The organism is Microbacterium dauci (assembly GCF_030065535.1).
GTDB lineage: Bacteria > Actinomycetota > Actinomycetes > Actinomycetales > Microbacteriaceae > Microbacterium > Microbacterium dauci.
The window spans coordinates 673,537-685,796 of the sequence record NZ_JASJND010000001.1 but is presented as its reverse complement, the minus strand read 5'-3'; the positions used below and the strand labels follow the sequence as shown (position 1 = coordinate 685,796).

At 68.6% G+C, this 12,260-nt stretch carries 10 protein-coding genes; 4 read left to right on the top strand and 6 right to left on the bottom strand.

Translation table 11 applies throughout. The features are described from left to right. Positions 1 to 29: 29 nt before the first annotated feature. Positions 30 to 638 carry a PH domain-containing protein gene (locus QNI14_RS03290; protein ID WP_283714780.1) on the top strand — a complete coding sequence of 203 codons (609 nt, stop codon included), beginning with the start codon at positions 30 to 32 and terminating at the stop codon, positions 636 to 638. Positions 639 to 646: 8 nt separating this feature from the next. On the opposite strand, the gene QNI14_RS03285 is transcribed toward QNI14_RS03290, so the two are convergent. From QNI14_RS03285 to QNI14_RS03275, 3 genes are all read right to left on the bottom strand, one after another. Next, a complete protein-coding gene (locus QNI14_RS03285; protein ID WP_283714779.1) occupies positions 647 to 1,834 on the bottom strand; it encodes an ABC transporter permease in 1,188 nt (395 codons plus the stop codon). Position 1,835: 1 nt separating this feature from the next. Continuing rightward, on the bottom strand, positions 1,836 to 3,353 hold the full coding sequence (locus QNI14_RS03280; protein WP_283714777.1) for an ABC transporter permease: 1,518 nt from the start codon (positions 3,351 to 3,353) through the stop codon (positions 1,836 to 1,838). A 173-nt stretch (positions 3,354 to 3,526) separates the two neighbouring features. Then, complete coding sequence (locus QNI14_RS03275; protein WP_283714776.1) at positions 3,527 to 5,359, bottom strand: ABC transporter family substrate-binding protein; 1,833 nt, start codon at positions 5,357 to 5,359, stop codon at positions 3,527 to 3,529. A gap of 265 nt (positions 5,360 to 5,624) precedes the next feature. Here QNI14_RS03275 and QNI14_RS03270 point away from each other — a divergent pair, with 265 nt between their 5' ends. The 3 genes from QNI14_RS03270 (at position 5,625) to QNI14_RS03260 (ending at position 7,738) form a co-directional block, all read left to right on the top strand. Then, positions 5,625 to 6,404: a CPBP family intramembrane glutamic endopeptidase gene (locus tag QNI14_RS03270; RefSeq protein WP_283714775.1), complete on the top strand. Its 780-nt coding sequence runs from the start codon at positions 5,625 to 5,627 to the stop codon at positions 6,402 to 6,404. Positions 6,405 to 6,701: 297 nt separating this feature from the next. Continuing rightward, complete coding sequence (locus QNI14_RS03265) at positions 6,702 to 7,172, top strand: hypothetical protein (protein ID WP_283714774.1); 471 nt, start codon at positions 6,702 to 6,704, stop codon at positions 7,170 to 7,172. Next, entirely contained in the window at positions 7,130 to 7,738 is a 609-nt protein-coding gene (locus QNI14_RS03260) for a hypothetical protein (protein ID WP_283714773.1), read from the top strand. The genes QNI14_RS03265 and QNI14_RS03260 overlap by 43 nt, the downstream gene beginning before the upstream one ends. Positions 7,739 to 7,887: 149 nt before the next feature. Here QNI14_RS03260 and gcvP read toward each other — a convergent pair whose 3' ends face one another. The 3 genes from gcvP to gcvT are packed head-to-tail and all read right to left on the bottom strand — an operon-like array spanning position 7,888 to position 12,256. Then, positions 7,888 to 10,710 carry an aminomethyl-transferring glycine dehydrogenase gene (gcvP, locus tag QNI14_RS03255; protein WP_430539237.1) on the bottom strand — a complete coding sequence of 941 codons (2,823 nt, stop codon included), beginning with the start codon at positions 10,708 to 10,710 and terminating at the stop codon, positions 7,888 to 7,890. Positions 10,711 to 10,763: 53 nt separating this feature from the next. Then, positions 10,764 to 11,141: a glycine cleavage system protein GcvH gene (gcvH, locus tag QNI14_RS03250; RefSeq protein ID WP_283714771.1), complete on the bottom strand. Its 378-nt coding sequence runs from the start codon at positions 11,139 to 11,141 to the stop codon at positions 10,764 to 10,766. Next, a complete protein-coding gene (gcvT, locus tag QNI14_RS03245; protein ID WP_283714770.1) occupies positions 11,138 to 12,256 on the bottom strand; it encodes a glycine cleavage system aminomethyltransferase GcvT in 1,119 nt (372 codons plus the stop codon). The genes gcvH and gcvT overlap by 4 nt, the downstream gene beginning before the upstream one ends. Positions 12,257 to 12,260: the final 4 nt, after the last annotated feature.

Below are 12,260 nucleotides of genomic sequence, written 5' to 3'. Positions count from 1 at the left end.
TTGTGTTCCCATCTGGAAAGCTGGAGGTCATGGCGTTCGAACAGGTCCGATACCGTCCGCTCGCGAGCCGTGTGCTCGCCGCTGTGACCGTCGTGGTCTGCGCGATCGGCGTGGTGTCGCTCGTCGCGCTCGATGTGATGGATGCGGTGCGGTACGGCTGGGGCCTGGCCCTCGTCGCCGTCCTCGTCTGGGCGATGTTCTGGCGCCCCGAGCTGATCGTCGAGGAGCACGGCATCACCGTCGTGAACGTCTTCCGCACCGAGTTCGTGCCGTGGCCGGCGATCGTCCTGGTCGACACCCAGTGGGCGCTGACCCTGCGCACCTCCGACCGCGTGGTCCGCGTCTGGGCGAGCCCCGCGCCTGGGCGCCACCGACTGCTGGGCCTGTCGCGCAGCGACTTCCAAGGCCTCGGCGACACCGCGCGCGGTGCGCACGGCAGCCTTCGTCCCAGCGACGCGCTGTCGGTGCCCAGCGGCAACCTCGCGCAGCTGATCCGCGGCCGATGGGAGCGTCTGGCCGAGACGGGCGCCCTCGCTGCGGGCGCCGAACCCGGTGCGACCCGCACCGACTGGCACACGACGACGATCATCGTGACGGCCGCGCTCGCGGCCGCCACGGTGATCGGCATCGTGCTGTAGCAGCAGCATCAGGGCGTTCGCCCGTCGTGCGGGTTCTCCGCGCGCGGGTCACGATCGCCACCGGTGTCACCCGTGTAGGGCGCTGCCCCTGGCATCGTGACCGACGGCGCATCGGTCGACGGCGTGGTGTCGACGGCAGCGGGAGCGGCGGCACCCGTCTTCGCCAGACCGGCACGCGCCATCGCGCGCGCGCTCGGCATCTTCTTCTGGCGCGGGTCGAATGCGTCACGAAGACCGTCGCCGATGAAGTTGATGCACAGGGCGATCGCGATGATGAACACACCGGGCCACCAGAACAGCCACGGACGCGTCGAGAACGCCGCCTGGTTGTCGGAGACGATCTTGCCGAGCGACGTATCGGGCGACTGCACACCGAAGCCGATGTAGCTCAGCGCCGACTCGAGCAGGATCGCACCGGCCATGAGGAGCGTCGCGTTGACGACGATCACGCCGATCGCGTTCGGGAGGATGTGCCGGAAGATGATCCGTCGGTCGCGGGCACCTGAGACGCGCGCGGCATCCACGAACTCGCGTTCACGCAGGGTCAGGAACTCACCGCGCACGAGACGTGCGAGCGTCGTCCACGCGAACAGGCCGATGATGACACCGAGCACGGCGGCACCGAGGTTGCCGAACGTGCGGCCGAGCACGGAGCCGATGACGATCAGCGGGATCGTGATGACGATGTCGGTGAAGCGCATGAGCACCGCGTCGGTCGCCTTGCGGTAGTAGCCCGCGAGCGCACCGATGACGACACCGATGATCGTCGCGACGACACCGGCGATGACCATCACCATGATCGACTGCTGCGCGCCGCGCATGACGACCGCGAAGATGTCGCGGCCGACCTCGTCCTGTCCGAACGGGTGGTTGCCGAACCGGATCCCGTCGCCGCCGAGCCATTCCGGGATGAGACTCAGCGTCGGCGCACCGCGATTCTCGACCGGCGGGATCTGCGTCCAGGTGTACTGCCACCAGCCGGGGATGCGGATCCCCCACAGGCTGATGCCCACCGAGGTGAACGAGAGCAGCACGATGAACGCGAGAACGAACATCGCGACGAGCGCGCCGCGGTGTCGGAAGAACCGTCGCCGGACGATCTGGCCCTGGCTCAGGCCCTCGGTCTCGCGCTGCTCGATGGATGCTTCGGCGTTGATGGTGCCCGTCTTCGCGGGCTCTGGGGTGACGGAGGTCATGTCAGCTCACCTTGATTCGGGGGTCGAGCGCCGCGTAGACCAGGTCAGCAATGAGGTTGAAAACAACCGCCAGCGTGCCGGCCACGACGAAGAAGGCCATCACGGGGTTGGGGTCCACCGCCTTGATGCCGTCGACGAAGAGGCGGCCCATGCCGCTCCAGCCGAAGACGGTCTCGGAGATGACCGCACCACCGACGATGGCACCCACGTCGAACGCGATGATCGTGGTGATCGGGATGAGCGCGTTGCGGAACGCGTGACGCACGACGACGGTGCGCTCGGTGAGGCCCTTCGCGCGTGCCGTGCGGATGTAGTCCTGGTTCATAACCTCGAGCAGGCTCGCCCGCGAGTAGCGGGTGTAGCTCGCGAACGAGATGAGGATGATCGCGATCGTGGGGAGCAACAGGTGGGTGTACAGGTCGATGCCCTGCACCCAGAAGTTGCCACCCAGGCTCGGGGTCGACGAACCGACGGTCGCGATCGGACGCCCGCGCACCCGACCGGATGCCGCGTAGGCGGCCCAGTACGACATGTACTTGTCGAGCGCGATAAGACCCGCGGAAATGAACGCCGTGAAGATCGCGGTACGGATGACAGGTCCGCGGTCCGGCTTGCCGAAGAACCAGCCCGTCACGCCGCCGACGACGACCGTGAGGACCGCGAGCCCGATGAACAGGCCGAGCGACATGCCGTTGAGGAACGACGTCATCGCCGGGTAGTACAGCGCGATGCCCACGACGGCCATGGTGAGTGACGCGTACAGGGCCTTCCGGTTCCGGAGCCCCGTCGAAATGGCGGTGATGCCGAACGCCGTACCGATCGCGAGGATCGCGTACACGACGATCCCGATCTCCGGGTCGGCGAACCAGCGCGTGACCGACAGGTACACAAGCACGCCCGCGGTCGCGGCGGCTGCCGCCACGAAGACGATGGCGCGGCGGGCGAGGGTGCCGCCGATGACGGACATCCAGAGGAGGCCGGAGACGATCGCGCCGACCACGATCACTGCCGTGGCGATCTCTGGATCGGCGAGCCAGTTGTTGACCTGGATCGCGCCGTACTGCTTGAGGAGCACCGCGACCCAGAAGATCGGCAGCGAGAAGAAGAGGAACGAGATCAGCGTGACCGTGTAGTCGAAGCCGCTGTACTGACGCAGGGCCGACACGATGCCGACGGTGATGCCGAGGATGATCGCGACGATGGTCGCGGTCGTAACGAGCGTGATGGTGGAGGTCAGCGCGTTCGCGAGCAGCGCGTTGACCGGCTGGTTCTGCACGCTGACACCGAAGTCACCGCGGAAGAGGCCGCCGAGCCAGAGGAAGTAGCGCAGCGGTGCGGGAACATCGAGGTTGAGGAGCTTGGTTCGCGCCTCGATGAGCTGCTCCTTGTTCGGAGCGTTCGACTGCCGGAGTTCCTCGAGAGGATCACCGGCCAGCGAAGTCAGGACGTACATGAGGAACGTCGCTGCGAAAAGCACGAAGACTGAGGCGATCAGTCTTCGGATAATGAATGAAGCCATGGGGGTGCGGCCACCTGTCGATCGGGTGAGCGTGACGCAGGCCGATCGGGCCGGCGTCGACGCGCGGTGTGGAGAAGCCTAACAAGCGAAGGTGCAGGTCCCCGAGGGGACCTGCACCCCAGTCCTCGGGTTCCCCTCACCGGATCACGGTGAGGGGAACCCGATCGGACGACTTACTCGGCTCCGGTGACCGACCAGTCCCACGCGTTCCAGAACACCGTCGGGGCGAGGATCGACGAGTCGATGCCCTCCACGCGGTCGCTGTACGCGGTGACCTCGGGGAACTGGAAGATGGTGACGCCGTAGAAGTCCTCCCACAGCAGCTTGTCCATCTCCGCCTGCAGCTCGATCTGCTTCGCAGCGTCGAACGTCAGGTTCAGCTCGGCGACGATCTCATCCACACGCTCGTTCGAGTAGTAGTTGAGGTTGTTGATCGCACCGGTCTGGAAGGTCGGCAGCGAGTTGGTGACACCGAGGCTCGTCGACTGCCAGCCGAAGAGCGAAGCGTCGTAGGCACCGGGGGTGCCCAGCAGGCCGCCCCAGTCCTCCGAACCGCAGTCGGTGACCTCGAAGCCGGCCTCAGCAGCCGACGCCTGGATCAGCGAGAACTCGTTGACACGACGCGGGTTGTTCGACGCGTAGAGGATGCAGACCGAGGTGTCGGTGATGCCCGACTCCTCGAGCAGCGCCTTGGCGCCCTCGATGTCGACCTCGGCGAAGTCAGCCGACGTGTTGGCGGCAGCCGAGTCGTCGTAGCCCTCAGCACCCGGGACGAACAGCTGCGAGTCACGGAGAATCGCGTCGTCACCGATGATCGGCTTGATGAGCGTGTCGACGATCTCCTGGCGCGGGATCGTCTTGAGGAACGCCTCACGGGCAAGCGGGTTCGAGAAGATGTTCTCGGGGTTCTTGCCGTTGTCGAACTGCAGGTCGACGTGCTCGTAGGTGCCACCGAGGCCGGTGCTCACCGTGATGTTGTCGATCGCGTCGAGGGCGGTCACCAGGTCGGCAGTCGCCTGCGGCTGGATGATGTCGACCTCACCGTTCTCCAGCGCCTGCACCGCAGCGAGCGGGTCGGGGATGAAGCGGATCGTGATCTCTTCGATGTTCGGGGTGTTCTCGCCCGCGTACTCCGGGTTGGCGGTCAGCGTGATGAACTGGTCCGCCTCGAAGTTGCTGATGACGTAGGGGCCCGAGCCGACGACGAGGTCGGGGTCTTCCGGCATCGCGGTGAAGTTGAAGCCACCGTTCCAGAACGACGAGATGGGCGCCAGCGCGGCGGCATCCTCGTTGTTGATGGCGTCGATGACGGCCTGCTTGGCCTCGGCGGCATCCTCGACCTCGAGGGCCTTCTTGCCGACGACGTGCGCCGGGAGCGGCGACGGGAACGAGAGCTCCCAGTCGACGAACGGCTTGTCGTACTCGAGGGTGATCGACTTGCCGTCGTCGCCGATCTCGGGCGTCTTCGAGACGAGGCCGAGGCCGGCGTCCGGAGTCGCACCCGAGTCGAAGTAGACGACGTCGGTCGGGAACGCGTCGGTGAACTCGCCCGTCTCGGGGTCGGTGAACTCACCCGGGTCGAAGTCGGGGGTGTCGAGCGAACGCGACAGTGCGGCCCAGTTCAGGAGGAGGTCGGCGGCGTCGACATCGGTGCCGTCGGACCACTTCACACCGTCAGCAACGGTGTACTTGACGACCAGCGGGTCTTCCGAGACGAGCTCGTAGGAGCCGAAGGAGGTGTTCTGCACCAGCTCGGGGGTGTTGTTGTAGTAGTTGAAGCCGTCCAACACCAGGTAGTTGATGTTGTTGTTCGCGGTGGCGTTACCGAACGACGTGTTGCCGTTCATCGAGTAGAACGCCTGGTTCCACGCGGCGGTGATCGACGAGCCTTCGACGAGACCAGAGTCGTCGCCGTCGGTACCCGTTCCACCCGGCGCGCACGCCGAGATCGCGAGAGCTCCGGCAGCGGTGATCGCCACCGCAGCCGAGATGCGCCTGATTCTCACTGTTCCTCCTGTGCAAGGGTTATGCGCCCGCACTGAAAACAGTCCGGGCACGGATACGGACACACTAAGCAGGCCTCCCAGAACCCGGCAAACGGGGTCGGCAATCGTTACATATCCTTAACTCAGGGCCACAGGCACGTGACAATCTGATAATCCGGACGCCTCGCCGCACATTTTTCTGCGCGATTCGACCGCGTGTCGCGGGTCGGTTCGTGCACGGGTGGCATACGCGTCCGGGTGCCTGCGGTCGTGGCATCCTGACGGGATGACCACGCTCCCCCAGCCCACCGACCACCGCCGGCTGTGGTGGGAGATCGCGATCATCCTCACGCTGTCGATCGGCCGGTCGGCGGTCTACTCGGTCATCTCGCTCCTCGAAGCGCTGACGCGGGCACCGCTCGGCGATCAGCAGACCTCGCTGAACCCCGGCGCCGGAGCGACCGCCTTCTGGGACGTGCTGGAACAGGTGCTCGCGTACGTCTTCGGACTCGCACCGGTGGCCCTCGCCATCTACCTGCTGTGGGAGCCGGCGGCATCCGGATTCCGGAAGATCGGGCTGACCTTCGAGCGCTTCGGGCGGAACGTCTCGGGCGGGCTTTTGCTGGTCGCCGTGATCGGCATCCCCGGACTGGGGCTCTACGCGCTCGGGCGCACGCTCGGGATCACCGTGCAGGTGGATGCCTCGCCGCTGGACTCGTCGTGGTGGACGATCCCCCTGCTGCTGCTCGCCGCGCTGCGGGCCGGGCTCCTCGAAGAGGTCGTCATGGTCGGCTACCTCTTCGACCGGCTGCGTCGGCTCGGCTGGAGCACGTGGACGATCATCCTGTCGACCGCGGGGCTGCGCGGCGCCTACCACACGTACCAGGGCTTCGGCCCGCTGGTCGGCAACATCGCGATGGGCGTCGTCTTCGGCTGGGTGTACCACCGCTGGGGCCGCGTCATGCCGCTCGTCGTCGCCCACGTCGTGATCGATGTGATCGCGTTCGTGGGCTATCCCCTCGCCGCTGCCTGGTGGCCCGGCGTCTTCGCCCCGCCTGGCGGGTGACGCCGCGCGCGGCCTCCGCTCGCGCGCAATGCGGCCCGGCGGGCGCGCGGCATCCGCTCGTCCGCGGCATCCGCTCGTCTGACCGCGAGAGAACATGTGCGCGCCGAGAGAACGGCGGCTACCCGATCCCTCGGGGCGCAGGTGTTCTCTCGACGTCGGACGCCGGACGCCGGCTCGTGCTGGGAGGGGCATGTGCCGACGTGGGGCGCTTTCTCCACACGTGGATGCCGCGGCGCGCGGCATCCACAACGCCGTGCATCTGTGTGCCCGCACCTTGCCGGAGGGGAGCATGACGGGATGCTGCTGCGTGCGATCCGTCCGGCCATCTCACCGTGCGCCGTCACCCTCCTTCGGCGCGCGGATGTTCCTCACCCCGAGCGAGCCATCGCGCGGGGCGAGCTCGTGCGAGTGCGCCCGGGAGTCTTCACCCCGACAGTGACGTGGACGGCGCTCCGTCCGTGGGAGAGATATCTCGTTCGTGTGCACGCCGTCGCGCTGACGCACCCTGACGCGGTGTTCTGCCACGAATCAGCCGCGGCGCTGCTCGGGATGCCGGTGATCGGCGACCCGGTCACCGTGCACGTGCTCGTCCCCGCAAGCCACGCTGCTCGCGAGTCAGGCGGCATCCGCACTCATCGGGTCACCACGATGCCCGACCTGATCATCGACGGTGGGCTCATCGTGACCACTCCCGCGTCGCGCGGTATCGAGACAACGCGATCGGGTTGGCTGCGGCCGATGCGGCCCTCCGGGGCGACCCGTCGCTGACGCCGGAAACCCTCCGCGGTGACAACGAGACCCGGACGACGAGTCGAGGCCGGGCGCATGCGCGGTGGGTCATCGACCGCGCGTCGGCGCAGCGGGAGAGTGTCCTCGAGTCGATCAGCGACGCTGCGCTGGAATGGCTGGGCTTCCCACCGGCCGTCCTCCAACAGGAGTTCGCGGCCGAGGGTGGTCGGATCGACCGCGGCGACTTCTGGTGGCGGAACCTGAGACTCCTCGGCGAAGCGGACGGCGAGTTCAAGTACGACGGGCGCTTCGGCGACCCTTCCGCACTGCTCCGCGAACGGCATGCCCGTGACAGAAGGCTCCTGGGCGGTGGCATCCGCGCAATCGCTCACTGGGGCTGGATCGATGTCGCGCGCGTCTGGCCGCTGCGCGACCTCCTCCTGGGCCACGGCCTGATGCAGCTGCGTGCACCCGACCTCCCGCGCCTGCACTCGCTCATACAGACTCTCGCACCATACGACCGGCTGCTCAGTTCGCTCCGCGGTTCGAGACGTCGCGGTGCGGCATCCATCGAGAGCACAACCGACGGCCGAGAGAACGGGTAACACCCATTCTCTCGGGTCGCAGATGTTCTCTCGCCGCCAGGGCGGTGGGATGCCGGGGGCGGACGCCGGGCGGTGGGATGCCACGCACGCGGCATCCCACCCCGGCGAGAGCGCCCGGGTGAGCCGCGCAATGCGCGGCTCACCCGGGGTCAGGCGAAGGCCTCGATGGGCGGGCAGGCGCAGACGAGGTTGCGATCGCCGTAGGCGTTGTCGATGCGGCGGACCGGCGGCCAGTACTTCGTGCGCACGAGCGTGTGCACGGGGTAGACCGCCTTCTCACGCGGGTACGCGTGGGTCCATTCGCCGGCGATCACCGACTCCGCGGTGTGCGGGGCATTCACGAGCGGGTTGTCTCCCGCGGGCCACTCCCCCGCGGCCACGGCATCCGCCTCGGCCTTGATCGCGATCATCGCCTCGACGAAGCGCTCCAGTTCGGGCAGGTCCTCGGACTCCGTCGGCTCGACCATGAGCGTCCCCGCGACCGGGAACGACATCGTCGGCGCGTGGAAGCCGTAGTCGATGAGCCTCTTCGCGACGTCGTCGACCGTGACCCCCGTGGCCTCCTTCAACGGACGCAGGTCGAGGATGCACTCGTGCGCGACGAGCCCGCCCTCCCCGGTGTACAGCACCGGGTAGTGGTCCTCGAGCCGCTTCGCGACGTAGTTCGCCGCCAGCACCGCAGCACCCGTCGCGGCCCGGAGCCCGTCGGCACCCATCATGCGGACGTACGCCCACGAGATCGGCAGGATCGACGCGGACCCGTACGGCGCTGCCGAGATCGGCCCGCCGTCGAAGACGTACCCGCCGGCGTGCTCGGCACGCTGCGCGAGCGGGTGCGACGGCAGGAACGGCGCGAGGTGCGCCTTGGCCGCCACCGGCCCGACGCCCGGCCCGCCACCGCCGTGCGGGATCGCGAACGTCTTGTGCAGGTTCAGGTGCGACACGTCGCCGCCCAGGTCGCCGAACCGCGCGAAGCCGAGCAGCGCGTTGAGGTTCGCACCATCGACGTACACCTGACCACCCGCGGCGTGGACCGCCGCGGTGATGTCGACGACGTCCTGCTCGTAGACGCCGTGCGTCGACGGGTAGGTGATCATCAGCGCGGCGAGGTTGTCGGCGTGGGTCTCGACCTTGGCGCGCAGGTCGTCGAGGTCGACGTTGCCGGCCTCGTCGCACGCGACGACGACCACGCGCATGCCCGCCAGAACAGCGGATGCCGCGTTGGTGCCGTGCGCCGACGACGGGATGAGGCACACCTCGCGGTGCACGTCGCCCCGCGATTGGTGGTACCCGCGGATCGCGAGCAGGCCCGCGAGCTCGCCCTGCGAGCCCGCGTTCGGCTGCAGGGAGACCGCGTCGTAGCCGGTCACCTCAGCGAGCCAGCCCTCGAGCTGTTCGATCATGACGAGGTACCCGGCGACGTCGTCGGCCGGCGCGAACGGGTGGACGCGCGAGAACTCGGGCCAGGTGACGGCGGCCATCTCGGTCGCCGCGTTCAGCTTCATCGTGCAGGACCCGAGCGGGATCATGCCCCGGTCGAGCGCGTAGTCGCGGTCGGCGAGCTGCTTGAGGTAGCGCATCATCGCCGTCTCGGACCGGTGCGTGTTGAACACCGGGTGCGTGAGGTACCCGTCGGTACGCCGGACCGCCTCGGGCAGGTGGGCGTTCCGGTCGCGCAGCGGCACGAAGACCTTCGACGTCTCAACGCCGAACACCGCGGCGATCGCATGCAGGTCGGCGACGGTCGTCGTCTCGTCGACGGACAGGCCGACCGAGTCGAGGTCACGGAACCACAGCTGGTACCCACGGGCGCGCGCAGTGTCGATGACCTCCTGGCCACGGCCGGGCACACGCACGACGAGGGTGTCGAAGAACGCGTCCTCGAGGACGTCGTTCCCCGCCTCGACGAGCCAGTCGCGCAGCAGCGACGTCTTCGCGGTGACCTCCTCGGCGATCCGACGCAGCCCCTCGGGGCCGTGGTAGACCGCGTACATCGAGGCCATGACGGCCAGGAGCACCTGCGCGGTGCAGATGTTGCTCGTCGCCTTCTCGCGGCGGATGTGCTGCTCGCGCGTCTGCAGCGAGAGGCGGTAGGCGGGGTGACCCGCGGCATCCATCGAGACACCGACGAGACGACCGGGCAGCTGCCGCTCGAGGCCTGCACGCACGGCCATGTAGCCGGCGTGCGGACCGCCGAAGCCCATCGGCACGCCGAAGCGCTGGGTCGTCCCCACGGCGACGTCGGCGCCCATCGACCCGGGCGAGCGCAGGAGTGTCAGCGCGAGCAGATCGGCGGCGACGACCGCGAGGCCGCCCCGCTCCTTCACCGCGGCGATCGCGGGCGTCGGGTCCCACACTCGGCCGGACGCGCCCGGGTACTGCACGAACACCCCGAACGCGTCGGGGATCGCGCGATCGGCCTGGCCGCCGGCATCCGACCAGACTCGGAAGTCGACTTCCTTGATCTCGACGCCGACCGCGGCGGCGCGGTGGTGTAGCAGCGCCTTCGTCTGGGGCAACGCATCGACGTCGACGAGGAAGACGTCGGATGCCGCCTTCGACGCGCGCCGCGCGACGAGCATGCCCTCGACGACGGCCGTCGACTCGTCGAGCATCGACGCGTTCGCCGTCGCGAGCCCGGTGAGGTCGGTCACCATCGTCTGGAAGTTGATGAGCGCCTCGAGTCTGCCCTGCGAGATCTCGGGCTGGTACGGCGTGTAGGCGGTGTACCAAGAGGGGTTCTCGAGCACGTTCCGCTGGATGACCGACGGCGTGAGCGTGTCGTAGTAGCCGAGCCCGATCATCGACCGTGCGCTGCGGTTCTGCGCGGCGAGGTCGCGGAGCTCCGCGAGCGCCTCGGCCTCGGTGGCCGCGGACGGGATGGTGCTGTCGCGGGGCGCGTCGTGGATGTTGCCCGGCACAGCGCGCTGCACGAGCGCGTCGACGGAGTCGTAGCCGAGCGCGGCGAGCATGAGCTTTTGCGCGGCGGCACCCGTGCCGATGTGACGTTCGCGGAAGGCCGAGCTCACGCCTCGCCGCCCGTCAGCGCGACGTACGCGTCGCGGTCGAGCAGGCCGTCGGGCGTGCCGTCGACCTTGATCTTGACGAGCCAGGCGTCGAACGCGCCGGCGTTGACCGAGGACGGGTCGTCCACGACGGCGCCGTTGACCTCGACGACCTCGCCCGAGAGCGGGGCGTACAGCTCGCCGACCGACTTGGTCGACTCGATCTCGCCGACGACGGCACCGGCCGTGACGGCGGAGCCGACGGCGGGCAGCTCGACGAAGACGACGTCACCGAGCTGGGTGGCGGCGTAGTCGGTGATGCCGACGGTCGCGATGTCGCCGTCGAAGGCGATCCACTCGTGCTCGGCGGTGTAGGAGAGGGCGGTGAGATCGGTCATTTCTGTCTCCGGTAGAAGGGCAGGTCGATGACGGTCGCGGGGATGCGGGTTCCGCGCACGTCGATGGTCAGGGTGGTGCCCGAAGCGGATGCCGCGGGGTGGACGAACGCCATCGCGATGGGATGGCCGAGGGTGGGGCTGAGGGCGCCCGAGGTGATCTCGCCGACGCGCGTGTCGCCGTCGAACACCTCGTAGCCGGCGCGACCGGCGCGGCGCCCCTCAGCGGCGAGGCCGACGAGGACGGGCGCATCGGTCAGGTCGCGGGCGGCGAGCCCGTCCTTGCCGACGAAGGCCTCCTTGTCGGATGCCACGACCCGGCCGAGGCCAGCCTGCGCGGGATGGGTCTCGAGGCCGAGCTCGTGGCCGTACAGCGGCATGCCCGCCTCGAGACGGAGCGTGTCACGTGCGGCGAGGCCGGCGGGGACGAGGCCGTGCGCGGCACCGGCATCCGTCACCGCCTGCCACAGGGCGGCGGCGTGCCCGTTCGGGATCATCAGCTCGAAGCCGTCTTCGCCCGTGTACCCGGTGCGTGCGATGAAGAGGTGCGAACCCTGGAACGTGCCTGCGGCCCAGGCGTAATAGCCGAGGTCTGCGAGGGCCGGCTCGACCCCCTCGATGCCGGCGGTCTGCTCGAGGATGGCGCGGGCGTTCGGGCCTTGCACGGCGATGAGCGACATCGCATCGGTGATGTCCTCGACGGTCGCGTCGACGATCTCGACAGCGTCGAAGGCTGCGGCGACGGCCGCTCGGTTGCTCGCGTTCGAGATGACGAGGAAGTCTTCGTCGCCCCGACGGTAGACGATGACGTCGTCGACGACGCCGCCGCCGTCCGTCAGCAGGAGCGAGTACTTCGCCTTGCCGACCTTCATCGTCGAGACGCGACCGGCGAGGGCGTAATCGAGGAACGCGGCCGCGCCGGTTCCCGTGACGAGGAACTCCGCCATGTGCGAGATGTCGAAGAGGCCCGCAGCCTGCCGCACCGCGTGGTGCTCGGCGAGGTCGGACGTGTAGCGCACCGGCATGAGCCAGCCGCCGAAGTCGGTGAACGAGGCGCCCAGCGCCGCGTGCACCTCGTGCAGCGGCGAGTGCCGGGGCTGTGGGGTGGGGTCGGTCATCGGC

Bases quoted from the DNA above. Each gene is read 5' to 3' on its own strand.
- QNI14_RS03290 (WP_283714780.1), top strand. From the start codon at position 30: ATGGCGTTCGAACAGGTCCGATACCGTCCGCTCGCGAGCCGTGTGCTC.
- QNI14_RS03270 (WP_283714775.1), top strand. From the start codon at position 5,625: ATGACCACGCTCCCCCAGCCCACCGACCACCGCCGGCTGTGGTGGGAG.
- QNI14_RS03280 (WP_283714777.1), bottom strand. From the start codon at position 3,353: ATGGCTTCATTCATTATCCGAAGACTGATCGCCTCAGTCTTCGTGCTT.
- gcvH (WP_283714771.1), bottom strand. From the start codon at position 11,141: ATGACCGATCTCACCGCCCTCTCCTACACCGCCGAGCACGAGTGGATC.
- QNI14_RS03265 (WP_283714774.1), top strand. From the start codon at position 6,702: ATGCTGCTGCGTGCGATCCGTCCGGCCATCTCACCGTGCGCCGTCACC.
- gcvP (WP_430539237.1), bottom strand. From the start codon at position 10,710: ATGCTCGCCGCGCTCGGCTACGACTCCGTCGACGCGCTCGTGCAGCGC.
- gcvT (WP_283714770.1), bottom strand. From the start codon at position 12,256: ATGACCGACCCCACCCCACAGCCCCGGCACTCGCCGCTGCACGAGGTG.
- QNI14_RS03285 (WP_283714779.1), bottom strand. From the start codon at position 1,834: ATGACCTCCGTCACCCCAGAGCCCGCGAAGACGGGCACCATCAACGCC.